The sequence below is a fragment of the Corynebacterium sp. Marseille-Q2823 genome, assembly GCF_903645345.1.
Taxonomy (GTDB): domain Bacteria; phylum Actinomycetota; class Actinomycetes; order Mycobacteriales; family Mycobacteriaceae; genus Corynebacterium; species Corynebacterium hiratae.
Map to the genome: position 1 here is coordinate 62325 of NZ_CAHJXS010000012.1, position 21366 is coordinate 83690.

A 21366-nucleotide genomic window follows, 5' to 3' on the forward strand; every position below is an offset into this window, starting at 1 on the left:
GGCATCGCGATTTAATCCCGCGCAGAGCCGGAGACTGTGACCTGGCGATCATTGATGCGCAAGGTGCTGTCAGCGGCAGCAATAACTGCGGCATCGTGCGTGGCGGCCAGAACGAGTGCGCCCCCGTCCGCAGCTCGCCGCAGGAGCGCGATAACTTGGTCGCGGTTAGTGGGGTCGAGGGAGGCGGTCGGCTCGTCAGCGAACACATAAGCCGCGCCGCGGAGCAGGGCTCGGGCGATCGCCAGCCGCTGCTGCTCGCCTCCGCTGAGAATAGCTGCCGGCCCGTCGAAGGGGACATCAAGACCGACTTCGCCGAGGGAGTGCAGCAATTCTTCTTTGGAGTATTGCTTCCTGGATAGCCCGAGGGTGAGGTTATCTTCGCAGCTTAGTTCGGGAATGATTCCGTGGTCTTGGTGGATTATCGCTGCGCGTTCTCGCCAGAACCTCCGCCTCCGCTTCATCCTCCACGCGGAGGCATTCTCACCGTCTATCCGGAGGAGGCCGTCCGCCGGCGGCAGGAGCCCGGCCAAGGTGTTGAGCAGCAAAGTCTTTCCGGAACCGCTGGCTCCACAGATGGCGACAAAGCCTGGCCCGGGTAGGGAAAACGTTGCATTTTCCACGAGGGACTTCTTCACCATCCGCGTGCTGCGCCCCACAGAAAAAGTCGACTCCGCGGCGAGACAGAGATGAGAGGTGGAAATCTCCGGCGGCAGAGTGGGGGACTGATTGGGGCTAGCCAATGACATTGTGACTCCTAGGGGAGGCGGACATGTGCTGAGAAATACTGAGACGGACAAAACCGAGGTAGACGATTAAGACAAGGCAGCTTAGCGCGGTGAAGGTGTAGAGGAACGGGTTGGGAAGCAGTAGCGGAGCCAGGACGGACAATATGACGACAACTGTCAGGCTGACCAGTTGGCTTTTGAATAGTCGCCACATCGTTTTGTCCGGTGATTGCCCAGCGCTGTGGAGGAGTACCAGGAGGCGACGGTGAACTCGGAGCTGGATGCGCGCCTGGACTATCAAGGCCGCAAGCGTGACGAGGAAAGCTCCGAGGACGCTCAGGATACTCAGCCAGAACAGCGCCGTGCTGGCTACTAGTTCGGCCAGACCGCGATCGGCCGCGCGTACCGGGTACACGTAGCCTTCGAGGCCGGCAGCGGTAAGTTCTGGACCCAGTTCCGAGAAATCCGCGAAGAGCAAATTTTCACTCGAAGCTGTGGAGCTTAGGAAGTCTGCGTCGAAGCCGGATAGATCGTCCGTTTCAAGCACGTAAAAACAATCGCCGGGAACCAGTTCCCCCGACATTGTTCCACTAATGAATCCGACCGCATGATCGGCACTGACCGGACCAATTTGCGCAGATTTAAGGAGCAGGTCGCCGGATTCCTGAGCCCACAGATCCACGGAAGCTGCGAAATGCTCTTGGGCTGCGGAATAGTCGACCGAGTGGTTGTCGTCTCCGGGACGAAACTGATAATCCTGCAGATCGTGCCATTGGCGGTTAGCAAGTGCCACGGGGCAGGAGTCCGGCACACCGGTACCTTCTTTCGGCAAAGTATGGCTGAGGACAGCCCCGTGCTCCCGTTCCCAGCTGATCGCGAAGTCGCGGAAGTTCTCCTGCACACTGGGCGGCAAGAGCTCGCCTCCTTCCGCGCGGCCAGCAGGGCCGTCGAAGTTGGCTGAAAAATGCAAGGCTCCAAACTCCGCGAGAGATTTCCAGGTCTGTTGGGCCTCGGATTCCTGCTGGTAGGAGCGGAGCGCAGCCGCTGAGCTAAGACCCGCTGCTACAAAGGTCACGCAGGTAAAGACCGAAATTACTTTCAGCGCTTTTCCCGCCGCCTTCTCTGCGGGGGCACGCTGCCCCAGCAGCGCTACTGCGCGGCGCAACAATGGGGCGGTGACGGCTACGGCCAAACCGGTGGTAGCCAGGGCCAAGCCTATCCCGGCGGCGTAGAACCTGAGGAACAGGAAGGCAAAAGAATAGCTTCCTTGGCGGGCGAGGAATGTACTCGCAAGGCCAATGAGAACTAGGTGCGGGAGGATGACAAAGGCCCATTGCCGCCAATTGCCTTTTTGACTGCGGTGCCCTCCATTTATTGTGCGCAGCGCTGCCAATCTAAGACCGGAAACCCGAAGAACAAATACCAGGGCAAAAAGGGAAACGACAAATAGAAACAGGATCGCCACCAACGCGGGCAGGCGGAATACGACCGATTGGATGAGGTGAAGGAACTGCGTCTTTTCGCTTAGCCTGAGCCCGTCATTCCTGGCCGATTCGTAGAAGTGGTTCGCATTGCCACCCGTTGCTTTGGGAACCAAGACGTAGTCACCGTGGTAATCCAGCGACCCAAGCTCACTGGACGCTTGGCTCAAGGCATCCGGCCGGTTGAGCCGGGGAATGCGTTCCGGTGCTGGATAATTTTGCTCCAGCGGGATGAAAACCTCGTGGGAAGTCCCGCTTGCGTCATCGGTGCCAGTCAGCCGGTAGATGGAGTAGCCGTTCTGCTCGGCCAATGAAACCAGTGAGTTACGGATTACCGTCGGTGCGTAGTCTGACTCAAGTTCCTCCGCGAGTGAAGTCTTAGGCTCGACGTAGTCAAGACTAAAGGTTGATTCGACCCCTAAGGACAAGGGCTTGGTGGAGTCAACCAGGGCTGTCAGCAGCCACCCAGTAGTCGCGATGACTGCAGCAAGAAGTAGGCTCAAAAGCCCAAGTACTAGGGGTCGAATACGCATGAGTTCTAGCAGAAGTTGTAGTAGTAGCTGTCCTTAGTGCCCGGCAAATTCGTTGCCCAAAGCTCGGCGATCGACTTCTGGCCGCCGCGGGTGTTGATGCTTCGTTGCGTTCTGTCGTTGACGATCACAGTCGAAGTATGGCACCGATTCACGGTGAAATAAGAACGCGCCTTAGCGTCCCAGAATCCGTACTCCCAGGTCCCGCCACCTGCAGGGTAGCGAACTTTCCGGCCGACAGATGCCCAGTAGGTTGTGAAGGCTGGTGCTGCCTCGCCGAGTAGCTCGGCCATCACACCGGAAGCAAAGCCTCCCTTGGCGCCGTGGTCTTGGAATTCTTCTGCGGAAGCAACGGCTGAGTTAGATACGGAAACGCTCAGAGCAGAGGCAATCAGCAGCGCTGCAAACTGCCGAGTGCGCTTTTGGGGGTCATAACAGTCTCCTTTGAGAGAGGAAATGAGGCGGGATTGCCTCAAAAGGGAAACTACCCTAAGTGAATACAAACGGGAATAGAACAAGTTTTCTAATTATATTGGTACTTTTCACAGGCCTTAGGCTCGGGAGCGCGGTGGTTGTCCTTGGTCCGCTATGTCTTGGATTCACCCCGTACGGAGTGGGGTTGCCCGCAACACGCCCTTTCGTCCTTGCTCTCTTCTGACGTCATCCTCGCCAACGTCAGCTGCGCGAAACTCCTGCCTAGTTTCGCACGCCGCAATCGCACGGTGTCGTGCGCTTGCTTAGGCCGCCCCTAAGGCGCAGCACATGCGCGCGATTGTTGATGTGCCACACACTGCAACCTAGTTCCACACGATCTGCACCGATTCAGGGTTGAAGGTCTTGGTGCCGCGCACGCCACGGCGCAGGCGCACCTGGCACAGGGTGTTGATGACTCGACGCTGCACGGCAAGCTCTGCGTTGTCGAAGGCGTCCACGGGCGAGGCGTAGCCGGTTGTGTCGAGCAGCGCCGATGCGCCAGCAAGGCGGGCACGGCGCGTTTCGAGTTTCTCGATCTGCGGCTCATAACGGTTTCGCGCGCGCTTGAGGTCACGGGCCTCGATAAGCTCCTCGTCGTAGTCAGCCTGGACGCGGGCGAGCTTTGCGCGAAGCTCAGCGAGTTCGTCGTCGATGGCGTCGACCTCGTCGTCATCCGCAGTTGGCAACAGGTCTGCTAGGTCGTCACGGCCAAGGCGGGCGCGGATCACGCCGAGCACAAAATCATCGACGCTGTGAGTGCGCACTAAGCCACAGGCCGCGCAGCGGTAGCGGTCGGCATGCGTGTGCACGGGGTTGCCACACTCGTCGCAGACATACAGACCCGAACCGAGATGGCGGCGAGTGTTCCGGCGCTCCTTGTTTGTCAGCCGGTCGGGATCATCGAGCACGTTTTGCACACGCCACCACAGATCGGGTGTGACGATCGGCTCCCACTGCCCTTTCACCGGCTCGCCGGTATCGGGGTCGCGGACGATATGCGTGACACGGCGGTATTTGTTCTTCACGCCTTTGCGCTTGGCCTTCTTATACGTGGAGTAGCCGGCATACACGGGGTTGCGCATGATCGAGTGCAACGACGTGTAGGCCCAGGGCTGCGCGTCGGGAACCGACTTTTCTTCCTGGCCAGCAGCGCGACGGCGTGCGTTGCGCTCTGTGACCACGGTGTGCATATGGCGCGGCGTGGTCGGAATGTCCGGCAAGCCCGGTTGATCGACCCCAGATAAGGCGCGTGCGATATCGCGCATGGAGTTGCCCCTCTCGACAGCGCGGAACATACCGAGCACGGCGGCGGCTTCGGATGGGATGATCTCGCCGGTGGAGGTGTAGCCGATCGGGCGCACACCGCCGGAGTACCAGCGGCCCTGCTCGGCGCGCTGCTGTTGCGCACGGGATTGGCGCATGCTTTTGCGTTCGATCTCGCCGCGCGCCACGGCTGCTTTGATACGCGCGTACATTCTGCCGCCGTCGGTGGCAAGGTCAACATCACCGTTCTCGGTGACGAGTTTCAGCCCCTGCTCTTCCGCCCTGTCGATCCACTCTTCGAGCTGCGCGGGCTGTCGTGTGAGGCGGTCGAGGTTCCAGCAAATGATCGCGTCGATCTCGCCGCGCTCAAAGGACGCCACCATCGCGTCGTAGTCGGGACGGTCCACGTCCTTCTTTGATGCAGAGATCGATTGATCGACGTAGGTATGCACGACGTCCCAGCCGCGTTGCTCGGCGAGGGCTTCGCAGTCCTGACGCTGCCGGTCGATGGCGAGGCCGTCCATGGCAGCATCTAACGAGATACGGAGGTAAATAGCAGCACGTGTAGTCATACGCTATTCATAGCGCATTTAGGTTACATTGAAACGAAACTCCACGCAGACGACATCCTCAGCCTGCTCGACCTCGCAGACCGCTAGCTCGCCAGCAGCCGCTTTGACACGAAGCTCCCACCGCCTACCGGGCGCGCAGTTCCACGGGCACAGCCTTAAAGTTTGCGGATACGCTCTGCATCAGCCACGAGGTTGTGCGTGAGCTTTTCCGCTTCAAGGCCACTCAAGTCACAGCTGTCAAAACGGGCCAGCCAGTCGGCCCGAACAGCGGGGGAGTCGAACCAGGTTGCGCGCTCAGCCTCAATATCCTCGATGCCGCTCAAGGTACGGCCGTCGCGGGTGCGGATCTCGAGGTCGTCGACAAGCGGCGCAATAGCCTGAAGCCCTGGGACGATGGCTTTAAAACCCGACGTGTGGGAAACCTCATTGGTCCAACGCGGGTAGCGGCTCACGCGCTGCGCCTCCAGGTAGCGCTGGACGACACCGAGCCTGGAGACCTCCTGCGCCACCGCCAAGCCCACGACCCTCACGCGGAAACCCGCGGAGCGAAACTTGGCTATCTCTCCTGCGATGAATTCCGGGTTGGACAGCGTGTTCTCAATGATGAGGGAGTGCCCGTGCTGCCGACCATATTCAATCAGCGAGGACATCCAATAGGGCACCGGTCCATTGGTGAGCACGTCCATGCGCAGGGGATCGCGCTCCATGATCTCGTCGAGGGCGGGGTGCAGCTTCCGAACCTCATCGGAATCAAGGACCGCGTGACCATTCTTTACAGATTCAATAGCCGTTGATTTGCCTGACGCTGGCTGCCCCGCCACATAAATGACCTCTGGAACAGCCGGACTGTGAGTATTCGATCGGCCAAAGTAGCTGGCTTGCAGAGTCTTTAGCCGTTGCTCCATAACTTGTGGATCAACGGGGAAATCAGCGGCGGAAAGCATAAGCTATGCCGCTTTGTGCTCGGAGGAGAGGGCTTCAAGCCGCTGCGCAAAGAGAGCCGCAGCGGCGCGGATGGCTTCAATGTCGGTTGAATCAACACCACTGACTATGTCCTCTACCAGCCAATTCTGACGAATCCACCATTGTGATTCAACATCGTTGCCTGCTTCAGCAGCCCTAGTGAGGTAGGCAGCTTTCAGCGAGGACGCAACCTCCTTCATGGCGTCGAAGGCTGCGTACTCGATCTCCGGGACTTTGGCGGTGCTCATGGCGCTAAGAATAGCAGCGCCATGGCGGTTTTAGCCGTTGATGATCTGCGGGTAGGCCAGGCCCTTGAGGCCCTCGGTGCCGAACTCCACGCCGTAGCCGGAGGACTTGATGCCGCCGAAAGGCACGCGCGGATCCACGGCACCGTGGCTGTTGATCCAGGTGGTGCCAGCCTCCAGCTGTGCGGCAACTTCCAGAGCGCGCTCGCGGTTGGAGGACCACACGGAGGAGCCCAAGCCCACGTCCAGCTTGTTGGCCTGCTCGATGGCCCAGTCGAGGTCGGTGTACTTGATAATCGGCAGTGCCGGACCGAACTGCTCCTCGACGACCAGCGGGTTATCCGGGTCGATATCCGCCACCAGGGTGGTGGGGTAGAAGTAGCCCGGCGCGTCGTAGTCCGGGTCGCCGCCCAGCAGCACGCGGGCACCCGAGTCCTTGGCAGCGTTGACGAGCTTGTCAACGATGTCGAACTGCTGCTTGTTCTGCAGCGGGCCGAGCACGTTCTCTTCCTCCAGGCCCACGCCCATCGGGGAGGCCTTGGCCACCTCGATGAGGGCTTCGCAGACGGCGTCGTACAGCGACTCCGGCACGTACACGCGCTTCATCGCCGCACAGGTCTGGCCGGTGTTGATGAACGCACCCCAGAAGAGGTCGCCGGCGATCTCCTTCGGGTCGGCGTCGTCCAGCACGATGCCGGCATCGTTGCCGCCGAGCTCCAGCGTGAGGCGGGTGAGGTTGTCGGCGCTGGCCTCCACGATCTTCTTGCCGGTGGCGGTGGAACCGGTGAACATGATCTTGTCGACGCCCTCGTGGGTCGTCAGCGCCGCACCAACCTCACCGGCACCGCTGACGACCTGGAGAACACCCTCCGGAAGCACGGAGTTCACGACCTTGAGCAGGCCCAGTACGGAAAGCGGGGTGTACTCGGAGGGCTTGACGACGACCGCGTTACCCATACGCAGCGCCGGCGCAATCTGCCAGATGGTGATCATCATCGGCCAGTTCCACGGGCCAATAGCTCCAACGACGCCGAGTGGGCGGTAGTTAACGGTGGCGGTGATGTCATCATCAACGGCCGTGTAGTTGGGGTGCTCGAAGGAGGCGGTAGCATTCAGCCACGCAGAGCAGGCGCCGACCTCGAAGCGGGCGTTCGGGCCGTTGAGCGGCTTACCCTGCTCACGGGAGAGAAGCTCAACGAGGGCTTCAGCGTTGGCGTCGATGGCGGCGGCGGCCTTGGTGAGCAGCTCGCAGCGCTCTTCGTCGCTCAGCTTGGCAAAGTCCTTTTGTGCCGCGCGTGCGGTCTCAACTGCAGCGTTGAGGTCCTCTACGGTGTTTTCTGGGGCGCGGCCAACGACCTCACCTGTGGCGGGATTGAGGATTTCGCGGCCGTTTTCATCCGTGATGGCGTCGAGCAGATCAGCGTAGGTGGCGAACTGAGTCATGAGATCTCCTTGTGAAGCAGTCGAGGGCCCCGCGAGCAAGGCCCAAAGAAACTTTTACCTAGGATGTTACCTGCACCACATTGAATCAATTGACTCTGAGTGCACACAATTTGTCCAATAATGTGCCAGTTCTCACGATATGATGCCACTTATGTCTACTTCCGCCGTTGAGCACTTCGATATCGCGTCATGGCGCACGGCGTCATCCGAGTCTTTTGGCCAACTCGACGTGGATACCGAAGACCCCTCGTCCTTTCACGCCACGCTGCGCTCAACGAAAGTGGGGGACATATCTCTCTTCGATATGTGTACCTCCCCGCACACCGTGAATCGCTCCAAGATAACCGCCAACGAGGCTCCCTTTTGTAAGCTCAGCCTGCAAATCACCGGATCCTCAACCATGAGCCAAGACGGGCGAAACTGTGAGTTGCACCCTGGGGACTTGGCATTGTACGTCACCCAGCGGCCTTACACTCTGCACTATCCGGAAGAGCAAAACACCCTCATCGTGCACTTCCCGCAGAGCTTCCTCAACATTTCACCAGCACAGATTCAGCGCCTCACCGCCAACCCCATCTCACGCTCACATGGCCTGGGTGCAGTGGCGGTTCCCCTCTTTGAGCAGCTGGCCAAGAACCTCGACCTTCTCAAGGGCCCACACGCCACAGCCTTGGTCCGCTCCGCTCTCACCATGTTGGTGTCGGTTCTCTCCTCCGACGTAGCCGATGAACCCTCTGCGGGCACGCTCCTGTTTAACCAGGCCACCGCCTACATTGAGAAGAACTTGGGCGACCCCGAGTTAGGCCCCAGCACCATTGCCCAAGCACTCTTTGTGTCCGTGCGCCACCTCCACGCCAAGTTCTCCGAACAGGGCCTCTCCGTAGGCAGCTACATCCGAACGAGGCGCCTAGAGCACATCCGCAGAGAACTCGTGGACCCGCGGCACTCCGAGGAATCGATCAGCCACATCAGCGCCCGCTATGGCCTGCACGATCCCTCGCACCTGTCACGCATCTTCAAGGCGGAGTACCACAAGTCACCGAGTGCGTACCGAGCAGCGGCCAGCGAATAGCACCGGCAAGTTTGGCATAAAAGACAATGCTGGCACCTCTCACAAAGGAGGTGCCAGCATCATTATCAGCGAATTTAATGCACTATCTATGCATTCGCGTACGGGTCGCGCATAGCGATGTACTGCAGCGAGGTGTACTCGTCCAGGCCCTCAGCGCCGCCCTCGCGGCCCATGCCGGACTGCTTCACGCCACCGAATGGGGCAGCGGCGTTGGAGATGACGCCGGCGTTGAAGCCCATGAGGCCGAACTCGAGGCCGTCACCGATGCGCCACATGCGGTCCGAATCCTCGGTAAACACGTAGGAGGCCAATCCGTACTCGGTGTCGTTAGCAATCTCAATTGCTTCCTTCTCATCGGAGAAGGTCAGGATCGGAGCAATCGGGCCGAAGATCTCCTCCTGTGCCACGCGGGCATCACGAGGAACGTTCGTCAGAACAGTGGGGGAGTAGAAGTAACCCTTGCCCTCACCCGGCTTGCCACCGACGATAGCCTTGGCGCCCTTGGCCACGGCATCGTCGACAAGCGCGGTGATGTTATCCAGCGCCTTCTGCTCCACGAGCGGACCACAGGTAACGCCCTCGTCGAGGCCGTTGCCCACCTTGAGCTCACCGATGCGCTTGGCGAACTTCTCCGCGAACTCATCAGCGATGGACTCGTGAACGATGAAGCGGTTGGCGGCGGTGCAGGCCTCACCGATGTTGCGCATCTTGGCGCCCATTGCGCCCTCGACGGCCTGGTCAATGTCGGCGTCCTCAAAGACGATGAACGGAGCGTTGCCGCCCAGCTCCATCGAGGTGCGCAGGACGTTGTCCGCAGCTGCCTTGAGCAGAGTCTTGCCCACCGGGGTGGAGCCGGTGAAGGAAACCTTGCGCAGACGAGAATCCGCCATGATCGGCTCGGAGATAGCAGACGCAGACTTACCGGAGACCACGTTGACCACGCCAGCCGGAACGCCAGCATCAATCATGGTCTGTGCGAAGTACTGGGTGGTCAGCGGCGTCAGCTTGGCCGGCTTCACCACCATGGTGCAACCAGCGGCGATGGCCGGTGCAATCTTACGGGTAGCCATGGCCAGCGGGAAGTTCCACGGAGTGATAAGCAAGCACGGGCCCACCGGCTTACGACGGGTCACCATGCGCAGGGTGCCCTCCGGCGCCGGCAGGGTACGGCCGTAGTCACGAACGGCCTCCTCGCTGAACCAACGCAGGTACTCAGCGCCGTAAGTAACCTCACCGTAGGACTCTGCCAGCGGCTTGCCCATCTCCAGGGTCATCAGCGCAGCGAACTCGTCCTTGCGCTCCTGCACCAGGTCAAAAGCACGGCGCAGCAGGTTGGAGCGCTCGCGGGTGGACGTGCGTGCCCACTCATCCTGCACGGCGCAGGCGGCGTCCAAAGCCTTCTTCGCATCCTCAGAAGTAGCGGAGGCAAGGGTGGCGATAACTTCACCGGTTGCCGGGTTTTCCACGTCGAAAGTGGATCCATCGGAGGCGTCTACCCACTCACCGTTAATCAGCAAGCCAGTCGGAACCTTGGCCAGCAGCTCGTCAATATTGACCTTGTTGTTTTCACTCATGGTTCTTTTTTACCCTCCCAAATGGAATTTGTCTGCCAGTTGGCGTGCCGCACCCGAAAGAAGTTGAACATCCGCCCCAACCAGGGCAAATGATGCGCCGGAAGCTATGTATTTCTGGGCCTGTTCAAGGTTGAAAGCGTTGACGCCTACCTTCTTTCCGGAAGCGCGCACGGCTTCAAATGTGTGATTAACCGCCTCGATCACATCCGGATGGGTCTGCTGACCCAGCAGCCCCATGGAGGCCGCCAGATCAGAGGGACCGACGAAGATGTTGTCCACCCCGTCAAGAGCCACGATTTCTTCCACGTTCTCTACCGCGGTCGCAGACTCAATCTGCACCGTGAGGCTCACCGTATCTGAGGCATTGGCGAGGTAGTTCTCCACGCCGTTCCAGCGTGAGGAGCGGGCCAGCGCCGAGCCCACGCCGCGCACGCCGCGGGGAGGGTAGTGCATGGCTGCTACGGCAGCCTCGGCTTCCTCGACGGTATCAATCATGGGCACCATCAAGTTTTGTACACCCAGGTCAAGGTACTGTTTGATGAGTGCCGTGTTGTTTACTGGCACGCGGACCACGCGCGTCACGCCGTAGGCGTCGGTAGCCCGCAGCAGAGAGAGGATGGTTTCGAGGCCATAGGGCGAGTGTTCGCCGTCGATCAGCGTCCAGCTAAAGCCAGCCGAGGCGATGATCTCCGCTGCAGCCTCCGAGCCGGAACAGATCCAGGCGCCAACGAGCGGCTGCTCGGCCTTTTCTAGGACGTCCGCGAAAGTGGGCGGCAGCTTTACTGGAATCGGCATGTGATGGACCCCAACTTTCCATAGTCTGCATGGACGGTATCGCCCGGTTCAACCCACATGGGCTTGGTGAAGGAACCGGCCAGGATGATGTCGCCGGCGGCAAGGCTATCGCCGTGCGCATGAAGCTTGTTGGCAAGCCAAGCCACGCCCATTGCCGGGTGGTTGAGCACGGCCGCCGCTACACCCGTATCTTCGATAGACTCGTTGCGGTAGAGCAATGCAGACACCCAGCGCAGGTCGACGTCCGCGGGATCCACCGGGTTGCCGCCGTAGATCATGGCGCCGAGGGCTGCGTTATCCGAAATGGTGTCGACAATGGTGCGTCCCTCCATCTCAATGCGGGAGGAGAGGATCTCCAGAGCAGGGAGGACGTACTCCGTAGCGCGCAGCACGTCGAAGATGCTGCAATTCGGTCCCTTTAGCTCCTCCTTGAGCACGAAGGCCAGCTCAACCTCGATGCGGACGTTGGAGAACTGCGCGTGCTCGATAGTGGAGCCGTTCTCATAAACCTGGTCTTCAAAGATTGCGCCGTAGTCCGGCTCGGTGATTCCCGTGGCCTCCTGCATAACCTTGGAGGTCAGACCAATCTTACGGCCGACGAGACGGCGCCCGTCTTCGATGCCGCGGCGCACCCACTCGCGCTGCACCGCGTAGGAATCCTCGATGCTCATCTCCGGGAAACGGGCGGTCAGCAGCGGGACCATCGACCGGTCCTTTTCGGCTTGCGCCAATTCATCTGCGATAGCGATGTGCTGTTTCTCATCCAGCATGTTCTTCGCTCCTTACTGTGTTATTGAACGTGACTGTGGTGTTGTAGATGGTTGTTAAACGTCGCAGTTTCACGTGAAACGACAACGCGGCCCCGCGTTATGTGCGCATTATCGACGCCGCGGGACCACGTTAATCAACCTGAGTGCTTAGGCCGGTTTAGAGCTGGTTACCCAGCTTGTACTCGCCCTGCTTCCACTCCGGCATCTCCTCCGAGTCTTCCTTACGGGTGTAGGAGAAGCCGTCCGCACCAATGGTGGCCTCGAGCTCGGACTCGTCTTCGCGAGCGACCAGCGGCACCGGGTTTCCGTCGAGATCGAGGACGGTGGAACCATCGCGGTACCAGGACGGAACAACCGGGGTTCCCCACCAGTCACGGCGCTGGTTATCGTGGACATCCCAGGTCACGACCGGGTTATCCGGGTCGCCGGTGTAGTAGTCCTGGGTGTAGATCTCTACGCGGTGGCCATCCGGGTCACGCAGGTACAGGTAGTAGGCGTTGGAGACGCCGTGGCGGCCGGGGCCGCGCTCAATGCGGTCGGATTCGCGGAGCGCACCCAACTTGTCACAAATCGCGATGATGTTGTGCTTCTCATGGGTAGCAAAGGCGATGTGGTGCATACGCGGGCCATCGCCACCGGTCATGGCGGTGTCGTGCACCGTCGGCTTACGACGCATCCATGCAGCGTAAACGGTTCCTTCCTCATCGCGAATGTCCTCGGTGGTGCGGAATCCGAGCTCCTCCATGTACTTCACGGCAGCAGGGACATCCGGGGTGATCTGGTTGAAGTGATCGAGGCGAACGAGCGCACCAGGGATGTGGGCGTCGTATGCCCAGGCCAGACGCTCACGGTGCTCAACCTCGTAGAAGAACTCGTACGGGAATCCCAACGGGTCCTGAACACGCACGGAGTCACCGATGCCCTTGACGAAGCCATCCTTGTTACGGCGGACCTCGCAGCCACGTGCCTTGTAGAACTCCTCGGCGAGATCCAGATCCTCCGGCGAACGAACGCGGAAGGAGAATGCAGCGACGGCAGCGACGGGGCCCTGACGCAGCACGAGGTTGTGGTGGATGAACTCCTCGTAGGTGCGCAGGTAGATTTCGTTCTCGTTTTCTTCGGTCACGACGAGACCGAGGGTGTCAACGTAGAACTTACGGGATGCAGCGAGATCGGTAACGATGATCTCCATGTAGGCGCAACGCAGAATGTCGGGGGCCTGAATGTCAGCCATGATGGCTCCTTAGTGTGAATTAGTAATGGGGGAGTGGAGGGGGCGTGTAGACGTTACTGGTCCTGCTTGCCAAAGACCGGGTTGTGCACCTTGTCCAGGTTGATGTGGACGGCCTGCTGATCGGTGTAGAAGTCGATCGAGCGGTAGCCGCCCTCGTGGCCCAGGCCGGAAGCCTTCACGCCGCCGAAGGGGGTGCGCAGGTCGCGGACATTGTTGGAGTTGAGCCACACCATGCCGGCCTCAACGTTCTGGGCAAAGTTGTGGGCACGCTTCAGATCCGAGGTCCACACATAGGCGGCAAGACCATACTTCGTGTTGTTCGCCAGCTCGAGTGCCTCTTCGTCGGTATCGAACGGGGTGATAGCAACGACGGGGCCGAAGATTTCTTCCTGGAAGATTCGTGCGTCCGGCTTGACGTCAACGAAGACGGTCGGCTGAACAAAGTTGCCTTCCGGGAAGCCTTCCGGACGCTCGCCGCCGGCGGCCAGGGTGGCCTCCTGCTTGCCGATCTCGATGTAGGAGGTGACCTTCTCGTAGTGCTCCGGGTGCACCAGGGCGCCGACCTCGGTGGTCGGATCGGAGGGCAGGCCCACCTTCACGCGCTTAGCCTGGGCGGCGTAGCGCTCCACGAACTCATCGTAGATATCGCGCTGAACCAGGATGCGGGAGCCGGCGGTGCAGCGCTCACCGTTGAGGGAGAAGACGCCGAAGATGCAGGCGTCAATAGCTGTCTCCAGGTCGGCGTCGCTGAAGACGATGGCCGGGGACTTGCCGCCCAGCTCCATCGACAGGCCCTTGAGGTGCGGGGCTGCGTTGCCGAAAATGATCTGGCCGGTGCGGGATTCACCGGTGAAAGAGATCAGCGGGACGTCCGGGTGCTTAACCAGCGGGTCGCCGGCGTAGCCTTCCTCGCCGAAGCCGTTGACCAGGTTAAAGACGCCCTTCGGGAGGCCGGCCTCCTCGAAGATGCCTGCCCACAGCTGTGCGGAGAGGGGAGTGAACTCAGCCGGCTTGAGGACGACGGAGTTACCGGTGGCGATGGCCGGGGCGAGCTTCCAGGACTCCAGCATGAACGGGGTGTTCCAAGGGGTAATCAGGCCCGCCACGCCAATCGGCTTACGGTTGACGTAGTTGATCTGGCGGCCCGGTACCTTGTAGGCGTCGTCAGCCTGGGCGACAATCAGGTCAGCGAAGAAGCGGAAGTTCTCCGCAGCGCGCTTGGCCTGACCGTTGGCCTGGGTGATCGGCAAGCCGGAGTCGAAGGATTCCCAAGCAGCGAGCTTGTCCGCGCGGCTTTCGACGATATCCGCAATCTTGTTGAGCACACGGGCGCGCTCACGCGGCAGGGCCTTGGACCACGGGCCGTTCTCGAAGGCCTCCTTAGCGGCAGCAACAGCCTTGTCAATGTCTTCCGGCTTGCCAGAAGCGGCCTTGATGTAGGCCTTATTGGTTACCGGGTCGAGGACCTCGAATTCATCTCCGTCAATCGACGGGACAAACTCACCGTTGATGTAGTGAAGAATTTTCTCTGGAAGGTCGGTGGGCTTAGCAGCATCGTTGTTGATAGCCATGAGTACTGTGAACTCCTTAATCGTTTTTCTTGCGATAGGTGTTGAGGGTGGCCAGTCGGTGTTGCCTGGCCACTTTTTCTATGTAGGCGGGTTCCGCGCCAGCCTCGATGAGGCTGACCAATTGCTCGTGCTCGCGCGTTGACTCTTGGGCTCTCTCCGGCACGTAGCGGAAGGTCGAGACGCGGTGGTATTCCAATTGCTTCCATTGGTCCACCACCAAGTCCTTCAACCTCTCGTTCGGGCACTTGGAGAAGAGAACGCTATGAAATTCTTTGTTGAGCTGGGTAAATTCTTCTGGATCGTGGTGGATATCGAGCTCCCGCATGCGCTGGTTGATCTCCCGCGCCCGGGCAATATCCTCCGCGTTGAGATACGGGGCGGATTGGGCCGTGGCATTGGCTTCCACGGTGGCCACGATGTCCATGGATTCGTAGTAGGCCTCGCGATTGTAGGTGGTCACGCTGGCACCGACGTTGCGTTCGTAGGTGACCATCCCTTCCGCTTCGAGTTGCCGAATAGCCTCACGGACGGGAACTACGCTGATCCCCAGTTCATCCGCGATTGTTGCCAACACGAGGCGATACCCGGGCTCATAGTCGCGAGTCCGAATCCTTTCACTTATCCAGTTATAGGCTTGTTGGGATTTACTTTCCCCGGCTGGTGCTGCGGTTTGCGTCATTGACCACCTGCCTTTCCATCACGGAAAGCGATGTAGGCTTCCTTGTTCGCTCCGGTCGGCGGGAAGAGCCCATCCAAGCTGGCGCCTTCCTCCACCTGGGAAGCGACCCATTCGTCCTCGTGCTCCTTGGCGAGGGCACCTTCGGCGACTTCGGCTGCGATATCGCGGGGGATGACCACGACGCCGTCATCATCACCAACGATGATGTCACCTGGGAGGACGGTGGCGTTTCCGCAGGAAACAGCGATATCGCTATCCCACGGGACATGCTTACGGCCGAGAACGCACGGGTGTGCGCCCTGCGTGAAGACGGGCAGACCAATCTCCTTAACGGCCTCGTAGTCACGCACGCCGCCGTCGGTCACGACGCCTGCGGCACCGCGGACCTTCGCGCGGAGCGCCAGGATGTCGCCAAGCGTTCCGGAGCCGGATTCCTGGCGGGCCTCAATAACGATGACCTCGCCTTCCTTGACGGTGTCGAAGACCTTCTTCTGCTCGTTGAGTCCACCGCCATGAGACTTAAACAGATCCTCACGGCCAGCCACAAAGCGCAGCGTGCGGGCAACACCCACCATCTTGGTTCCCTTGGCCTGCGGGTAGACGCCTTCGATCACGGATTGGTTGATTCCGCGCTGTCGCAGCTGGGCGGACAGGCCGGCGGTCGGTGCCTTCTCCAATGCTGCCTTGAGCTCTGGGTCGAGCCCGCCCTCATCCTTGGGGGGAAGGCCGGCGGATTCGCGGTCACCGTAGGCGTCCTCGCGCTGCTTATCGTCCACGTAGGGCAGGTTGCCCAGCTGTGGATCGAAGGAAGCGGGGACTTCCTTCACGGTGGTCTTCAACCTGCCGGAGCTCACGCCACCCGGCACGTCAACCTCGACCTCAACGACATCCCCCGGCTCGATAACGGAGGAACCCGCCGGGGTGCCGGTGAGGATGATGTCACCGGTCTCCAGCGTCATGTGCTGGGATAGGTCGGCCACAAACTGGGCGAGCGGGAAGATGAGATCCTCATCAGAAGAGGTTCCCTCCTGAACAACCTCGCCATTGACCCAGGTGCGCAGGCGCAGACCCTTCGGGTCGATCCCTTGGGCGTCGATAAGCTCCGGCCCAATGGGGGTGTACCCGTCACGGGACTTGGAGCGGGTGTTGGAGCCCTTATCCTGCACCTTGTAGTCATACAGGCCGATGTCGTTCGAAGCTGTCACGTAGGCGACGTGCTTCCACGCATCCTCAAGCGATACGTTGCGGGCCGGGGTTCCGATGATGAGCGCGATTTCGCCCTCGAAAGCCAGCAGCTCCGTTCCCTCGGGGCGTTCAACAACCCCGCCCGATTCAGCCAGCGTGCTGGTCGCCTTAAGGAAGTAGCTCGGGGTCTTGGGCCAGCGACCGCGCTGAGCTGCGCGGGACTCGAAAGCCACATGGACAGCGATCATTTTGCCCGGTTTAACCGGCAAGAACTCAGGTACAGCCATGAAGAATCCTTAATTGTGAACAAATCCTTGCCCAGATCGTATATTATCCCTACCACCACCGCAAGTGGTTCAACTCACACGCATTTCCATATATGGCACACCACATGCCGAAAGGAACCAGAATGTCGCACACATCTGTCACGCCGGCAATTTCGACGGCCGAACGCCGCCGCGTCGTCGCCGCGACTACCATCGGTACCGCCATCGAGTGGTACGACTACTTCCTCTATGCCGCAGTGGCCGGACTCGTGTTCAACCAGCTCATGTTCGGCCCGCTCGAGGGTGGCCTAGCCACCATCATTTCCTTCCTGACCGTGGGATTGTCCTTCCTGTTCCGCCCCGTCGGCGCGTTTCTGGCAGGACACTTTGCCGACCGTCTTGGCCGCCGCGTGGTTCTCATGGTCACGCTCATCGCCATGGGCGGTGCGACCACCCTCATCGGCCTTCTGCCCACCTACGAGACCGCTGGAATCTGGGCGCCGATCCTTCTCATCACCCTGCGCATCATCCAGGGCATCTCCGCAGGTGGCGAGTGGGGATCCGCCGTGCTCATGGCTGTGGAACACGCGCCGAATGACAAGCGCGGCCTCTACGGCGCAGGCCCCCAGATCGGCGTTCCTGCCGGTCTGCTGCTTTCTTCCGGCGTGCTCTCCATCATGAACACCATCGCGCCTGGCGACGCCTTCATGAGCTGGGGCTGGCGCGTACCTTTCCTGCTCTCCTTCGTTCTCATCCTGGTGGGCTACCTCATCCGCATGGGCGTCGACGAGTCCCCGGTCTTCGAAGAGATTGCAGAGCGCGAGGAGGAAGAGGCCACCAACCCCATAGGCAAGCTCTTCAAGAACTTCACCCCGCTAGTCCTCGTTGCCGCCCTCGTTTTGCAGGTAACGGCACCGTCGGCTACATGACCACGGGCGGCTATATTCAGCGCTACGCCACCGATCCCGACGGCCTCGTTGCCCTCGACCGCGGTGACGTGCTCAACGCGGTGACCGTCTCTGCAGTCACGTGGGCATTGATGACTTTGTTCGCGGGATACATCTCCGACTATATCGGCCGCCGAAACACCTACCTCATCGGATTCATCTTGCAGGGAATCGGCGCTGCCGCCCTTTTCCCGCTGGTCAACACCGGTAGCCTGGGGCTTCTCTACGGCGCACTCATTTTCCTGACCGTCGGCCTGGGCCTGACCTATGGGGCACAGTCCGCGATGTACGCCGAGCTCTTCCCAGCCTCCATTCGCGCTACCGGCGTGTCCATCACTTATGCGCTTGGCTCGGTGTTGGGCGGCGCCTTCGCCCCCATGATCGCCGCGTCGCTCGTGGAGGCTACCGGCACCACCTTCGCGGTGTCGGGCTACCTCGTCTCCGCCTCGATTGTCGGCTTCATCTGCGCTTTCATCCTGCGCGAGCGCAAGGGAATCGCACTCGGCGCAGAGCACGAGTCCGAGCAATCTCAGGGACACTTCATCTTCAGCCCGCGCTAGGCGACGTCCTGTGCGCAGATCATTGTGCAGAAGACGCGCATCATATATGATTCTAAAAATAAGACCCAGCTCACATACTCCAGACGCCTTGAACTGAGTCACCATCTCCACGAGCAAAGCTCACAGAGCGATGGGGGAGTAGCTACCACCCCCATCACTCGCTTTTGTTCTCGACCACGACAACCCGCTGACTAAGGAGTCCACAGTGCAGTTCCACCACAACGGCTACGTTTCGGAAGATCCCCGCGTGCACGATGCCGCAGGGTATGGCATCGATCGCGCCTCTGAGCTTCCCGATGAAATGGACGTCCTCATTGTGGGCTCCGGCCCGGCCGGCATGATCGCAGCCGCACAGCTAGCAATGTTCCCCGACGTCAACACGCGCATCATTGAACGCCGCCCCCACCGCCTCGAGTTGGGCCAGGCAGACGGCATCCAGTCCCGTTCCGTAGAAACCTTCCAGGCCTTCGGCTTTGCCAAGGAAATCACGGAAGAGGCCTATGAAATCACCGAGATGTCCTTCTGGAACCCCGATCCGCAGGACCGCTCCAAGATTGTTCGCGGCGCCCGTCCGATTGACGACGAACACGGAATCTCCGAGTTCCCCCACCTCATTGTGAACCAGGCTCGCGTGTTGGACTACTTCGCCCGCTACGCACGCCGAGCACCCGGCCGAATCACCCCGGATTACGGCTGGAACTTCGTCTCCCTTGAGGTAGGGGAGGGCGAATACCCCGTGACGGTGCACCTCGAGGATGTCGACGGCAACCCGCGCGACGTACGCGCTAAGTACGTCGTGGGCTGCGATGGCGCGAAGTCCCGCGTCCGCAAGTCCATTGGGTGCTCGCTCAAGGGTGACCAGGCCAATCACGCATGGGGCGTCATGGACGTTGTCGTCGATACCGACTTCCCGGACTGGCGCACCAAGTGTGCCATCCACTCCCAGGCAGGCTCGATCCTGCACATCCCGCGTGAGGGCGGTTACCTCTGCCGCATCTACGTCGACCTTGGCGTCGTGCCCGAGGATGACAACCACAAGGTCCGCTCCACCCCGATTGAGAAGATCATCGAGAAGGCAAACGAGATCTACTCGCCCTACTTCATCGACGTCAAGATGGTCGCTTGGCACTCCGTGTACGAGGTGGGGCACCGCCTCGTCGATGCCTTCGACAACAACGATGAGGACCCGCGCGTCTTCCTCACCGGCGACGCCTGCCACACCCACTCCGCCAAGGCCGGCCAGGGCATGAACGTCTCCATGCAGGATGGCTTCAATATCGGGTGGAAGCTCGGCCACGTCCTCGATGGCCGCGCGCCGAAGGAACTCCTGGCCACCTACCACGGCGAGCGCCAGCCAGCCGCGCAAAACCTCATCAACTTCGACCGCGAATGGTCGACCCTCATGGCCACCCCAACCGAGGAGCTGGATGATCCCGAGGCAGTCGAGAAGTACTACGTCTCCGCAGAGGAGTTCGCCGCCGGCATGATGACGCAGTACGAAGAGAACCTCATCGTCGGCAACACCGAGCACCAGAAGTTGGCCGTCGGCTTCCCGGTAGGCAAGCGTTTCAAGTCCTACGAGGTTCTGCGCCGCTGTGACGCGTACCCCCAGCACCTGGGCCACCAGCACACCGCTGACGGCCGCTACCGCATCTACGCCTTCGCTGATGCCCCCAAGGCCGGCGAGACCTCAAAGCTCAGCGAGTGGGCTGACAAGGTGGGCCCCATCCTGGCCAAGTTCACGCCCGAGGGTGCCGATGAGAACACCTATTTCGACGTGAAGGCTATTTACCAGCAGACGAACCATCACGAGTACGAGATCCTGGACGCTCCGCTCCTGTTCCGCCCCCGCAATGGCAAGTTCACTATCCCGAACTGGGAGAATGTTTTCAATGCTCTGCCGGGAGACAAGGACATCTTCCACACCCGCGGCATTTCCCGCGACGGTGCCGTCGTCATCGTTCGCCCGGACCAGTACGTGGGAGCGGTCCTTCCGCTCGATGACCCAGCTGCCATCGAGGACTACTTCTCTTCCGCGCTCATCAAGCTCACGTAGTTCGTTTCAAGCTCAAGGAGCTTGAAACTGAAAGGGGCCCAGCACAACGCTGGGCCCTCTTTTAATGCCGCCGCTAAGCCCCCACAGAAAGAAAGAAACCTAGCAAAAGAAACCTAGCTGCTGCCAAACACAGCACCTAGGTTTCACGTGAAACAACCTCGCAGGAATGCTACTGCAGCAGCGTCCTATCGGAGGTCGCTCCCTTAATCTTCGCGAACTCCGCCATGAGATCCTCTACCGTGAGCTTCGCCTTCTGCTCGGCGTCAGCGGAATAGATGATCTCTCCCTCATGCATCATGATGAGACGGTTTCCCACTTGCAGCGCTTGCGCCATATTGTGCGTCACCATCAGAGTCGTGAGCTGACCTTGCTCCACAATGCGCTTCGTCAATGTCGTTACCAGCTCGGCGCGCTGCGGGTCGAGGGCCGCCGTGTGCTCATCCAGAAGCATCACCTTCGGGTTAGTAAAGCCGGCCATGAGCAACGACAGCGCCTGGCGCTGACCGCCGGAGAGCAGCCCTACCTTGGTCCCCAGACGCTTCTCTAGGCCGAGCTCGAGGGATTCCAACTGTTCCACGAAGATGGCCCGGCGCGCGGAGTTGAGACCCAAACCGAGGCCACGCTTCTTGCCGCGCAGGTACGCCAAGGAGAGATTCTCCTCAATCGTGAGGTTTGGTGCCGTACCCGCCATGGGGTCCTGAAAGACGCGCCCGACCTTCCTTGCACGCTTGTGCTCCGGCTGGCTCGTCACGTCCTGGCCGTCGATCGAGATCTTTCCCGAATCCGGGATGAGTCGGCCCGCGACGGAGTTCAGCAGTGTCGACTTTCCCGCACCGTTAGAGCCGATGACAGTGACAAAATCGCCGGAGGCAAGTTCCAGGGAGACGTCGCGAAGCGCACGGCGTTCGTTGACCGTACCCGGGAAGAAGGTCTTCGAAATCTTATCTACTTTGAGCATGAT

The 21366-nt window shown here is 60.4% G+C and carries 17 protein-coding genes and 1 pseudogene; 3 read left to right on the top strand and 15 right to left on the bottom strand.

Annotation, left to right across the window (positions count from 1 at the left end):
- Positions 1–11: 11 nt before the first annotated feature.
- The 7 genes from HWX44_RS12260 to HWX44_RS12290 all read right to left on the bottom strand — a co-directional run bounded on the left by HWX44_RS12260 (position 12) and on the right by HWX44_RS12290 (position 7696).
- Positions 12–746 (bottom strand): ATP-binding cassette domain-containing protein, encoded by a 735-nt coding sequence (locus HWX44_RS12260; RefSeq protein WP_016456434.1) that lies wholly within the window; start codon positions 744–746, stop codon positions 12–14.
- Positions 733–2739, bottom strand: coding sequence for a hypothetical protein (locus HWX44_RS12265; RefSeq protein WP_175974951.1), 2007 nt, complete (start codon positions 2737–2739; stop codon positions 733–735). Before HWX44_RS12265 ends, HWX44_RS12260 begins: the two co-directional genes overlap by 14 nt.
- A 5-nt stretch (positions 2740–2744) precedes the next feature.
- A complete protein-coding gene (locus HWX44_RS13420) occupies positions 2745–3254 on the bottom strand; it encodes a lactococcin 972 family bacteriocin (protein ID WP_254868251.1) in 510 nt (169 codons plus the stop codon).
- Positions 3255–3533: 279 nt separating this feature from the next.
- Positions 3534–5045, bottom strand: coding sequence for a recombinase family protein (locus tag HWX44_RS12275; protein ID WP_144013977.1), 1512 nt, complete (start codon positions 5043–5045; stop codon positions 3534–3536).
- A 155-nt stretch (positions 5046–5200) separates the two neighbouring features.
- A complete protein-coding gene (locus tag HWX44_RS12280) occupies positions 5201–5989 on the bottom strand; it encodes a zeta toxin family protein (protein WP_175974954.1) in 789 nt (262 codons plus the stop codon).
- 3 nt (positions 5990–5992) lie between these two features.
- Entirely contained in the window at positions 5993–6256 is a 264-nt protein-coding gene (locus tag HWX44_RS12285; protein ID WP_070524133.1) for a hypothetical protein, read from the bottom strand.
- Between the two features lie 30 nt (positions 6257–6286).
- Positions 6287–7696, bottom strand: a complete 1410-nt coding sequence (locus tag HWX44_RS12290; RefSeq protein ID WP_175974956.1) for an aldehyde dehydrogenase family protein — start codon at positions 7694–7696, stop codon at positions 6287–6289.
- Between the two features lie 151 nt (positions 7697–7847).
- Between HWX44_RS12290 and HWX44_RS12295 the strand changes: the two genes are divergently transcribed.
- A complete protein-coding gene (locus HWX44_RS12295) occupies positions 7848–8768 on the top strand; it encodes a helix-turn-helix domain-containing protein (protein ID WP_175974975.1) in 921 nt (306 codons plus the stop codon).
- A gap of 86 nt (positions 8769–8854) precedes the next feature.
- Here the strand turns inward: HWX44_RS12295 and HWX44_RS12300 are convergent, their stop codons facing one another.
- From HWX44_RS12300 to HWX44_RS12330, 7 genes are all read right to left on the bottom strand, one after another.
- A complete protein-coding gene (locus tag HWX44_RS12300) occupies positions 8855–10342 on the bottom strand; it encodes an NAD-dependent succinate-semialdehyde dehydrogenase (RefSeq protein WP_070512982.1) in 1488 nt (495 codons plus the stop codon).
- A 9-nt stretch (positions 10343–10351) separates the two neighbouring features.
- A complete protein-coding gene (locus HWX44_RS12305; protein WP_070512979.1) occupies positions 10352–11137 on the bottom strand; it encodes an HpcH/HpaI aldolase family protein in 786 nt (261 codons plus the stop codon).
- A complete protein-coding gene (gene hpaH / locus HWX44_RS12310) occupies positions 11122–11907 on the bottom strand; it encodes a 2-oxo-hept-4-ene-1,7-dioate hydratase (RefSeq protein WP_175974977.1) in 786 nt (261 codons plus the stop codon). The genes HWX44_RS12305 and hpaH overlap by 16 nt, the downstream gene beginning before the upstream one ends.
- A gap of 157 nt (positions 11908–12064) precedes the next feature.
- Positions 12065–13141 carry a 3,4-dihydroxyphenylacetate 2,3-dioxygenase gene (hpaD, locus tag HWX44_RS12315; RefSeq protein ID WP_102234302.1) on the bottom strand — a complete coding sequence of 359 codons (1077 nt, stop codon included), beginning with the start codon at positions 13139–13141 and terminating at the stop codon, positions 12065–12067.
- A gap of 53 nt (positions 13142–13194) precedes the next feature.
- Positions 13195–14712, bottom strand: coding sequence for a 5-carboxymethyl-2-hydroxymuconate semialdehyde dehydrogenase (gene hpaE / locus HWX44_RS12320; protein ID WP_046648739.1), 1518 nt, complete (start codon positions 14710–14712; stop codon positions 13195–13197).
- A 16-nt stretch (positions 14713–14728) separates the two neighbouring features.
- A complete protein-coding gene (locus tag HWX44_RS12325; RefSeq protein WP_046648738.1) occupies positions 14729–15391 on the bottom strand; it encodes a GntR family transcriptional regulator in 663 nt (220 codons plus the stop codon).
- Positions 15388–16863: a fumarylacetoacetate hydrolase family protein gene (locus HWX44_RS12330; protein ID WP_046648737.1), complete on the bottom strand. Its 1476-nt coding sequence runs from the start codon at positions 16861–16863 to the stop codon at positions 15388–15390. The genes HWX44_RS12325 and HWX44_RS12330 overlap by 4 nt, the downstream gene beginning before the upstream one ends.
- Before the next feature lie 122 nt (positions 16864–16985).
- On the opposite strand from HWX44_RS12330, the pseudogene HWX44_RS12335 reads away from it, so the two are divergent.
- Both HWX44_RS12335 and HWX44_RS12340 read left to right on the top strand, forming a co-directional pair.
- Positions 16986–18349, top strand: a pseudogene (locus HWX44_RS12335) (MFS transporter).
- A 205-nt stretch (positions 18350–18554) separates the two neighbouring features.
- Positions 18555–20405: an FAD-binding monooxygenase gene (locus tag HWX44_RS12340; protein WP_175974979.1), complete on the top strand. Its 1851-nt coding sequence runs from the start codon at positions 18555–18557 to the stop codon at positions 20403–20405.
- Positions 20406–20574: 169 nt separating this feature from the next.
- On the opposite strand, the gene HWX44_RS12345 is transcribed toward HWX44_RS12340, so the two are convergent.
- On the bottom strand, positions 20575–21363 hold the full coding sequence (locus HWX44_RS12345) for an ABC transporter ATP-binding protein (RefSeq protein ID WP_046648735.1): 789 nt from the start codon (positions 21361–21363) through the stop codon (positions 20575–20577).
- Positions 21364–21366 lie beyond the last annotated feature (3 nt).

Excerpts from the sequence above, each read along its gene's own strand:
- HWX44_RS12260 (WP_016456434.1), bottom strand. The coding sequence starts at position 746 with ATGTCATTGGCTAGCCCCAATCAGTCCCCCACTCTGCCGCCGGAGATT.
- HWX44_RS12265 (WP_175974951.1), bottom strand. The coding sequence starts at position 2,739 with ATGCGTATTCGACCCCTAGTACTTGGGCTTTTGAGCCTACTTCTTGCT.
- HWX44_RS12275 (WP_144013977.1), bottom strand. The coding sequence starts at position 5,045 with ATGACTACACGTGCTGCTATTTACCTCCGTATCTCGTTAGATGCTGCC.
- HWX44_RS12280 (WP_175974954.1), bottom strand. The coding sequence starts at position 5,989 with ATGCTTTCCGCCGCTGATTTCCCCGTTGATCCACAAGTTATGGAGCAA.
- HWX44_RS12285 (WP_070524133.1), bottom strand. The coding sequence starts at position 6,256 with ATGAGCACCGCCAAAGTCCCGGAGATCGAGTACGCAGCCTTCGACGCC.
- HWX44_RS12290 (WP_175974956.1), bottom strand. The coding sequence starts at position 7,696 with ATGACTCAGTTCGCCACCTACGCTGATCTGCTCGACGCCATCACGGAT.
- HWX44_RS12295 (WP_175974975.1), top strand. The coding sequence starts at position 7,848 with ATGTCTACTTCCGCCGTTGAGCACTTCGATATCGCGTCATGGCGCACG.
- HWX44_RS12300 (WP_070512982.1), bottom strand. The coding sequence starts at position 10,342 with ATGAGTGAAAACAACAAGGTCAATATTGACGAGCTGCTGGCCAAGGTT.
- HWX44_RS12305 (WP_070512979.1), bottom strand. The coding sequence starts at position 11,137 with ATGCCGATTCCAGTAAAGCTGCCGCCCACTTTCGCGGACGTCCTAGAA.
- hpaH (WP_175974977.1), bottom strand. The coding sequence starts at position 11,907 with ATGCTGGATGAGAAACAGCACATCGCTATCGCAGATGAATTGGCGCAA.
- hpaD (WP_102234302.1), bottom strand. The coding sequence starts at position 13,141 with ATGGCTGACATTCAGGCCCCCGACATTCTGCGTTGCGCCTACATGGAG.
- hpaE (WP_046648739.1), bottom strand. The coding sequence starts at position 14,712 with ATGGCTATCAACAACGATGCTGCTAAGCCCACCGACCTTCCAGAGAAA.
- HWX44_RS12325 (WP_046648738.1), bottom strand. The coding sequence starts at position 15,391 with ATGACGCAAACCGCAGCACCAGCCGGGGAAAGTAAATCCCAACAAGCC.
- HWX44_RS12330 (WP_046648737.1), bottom strand. The coding sequence starts at position 16,863 with ATGGCTGTACCTGAGTTCTTGCCGGTTAAACCGGGCAAAATGATCGCT.
- HWX44_RS12345 (WP_046648735.1), bottom strand. The coding sequence starts at position 21,363 with ATGCTCAAAGTAGATAAGATTTCGAAGACCTTCTTCCCGGGTACGGTC.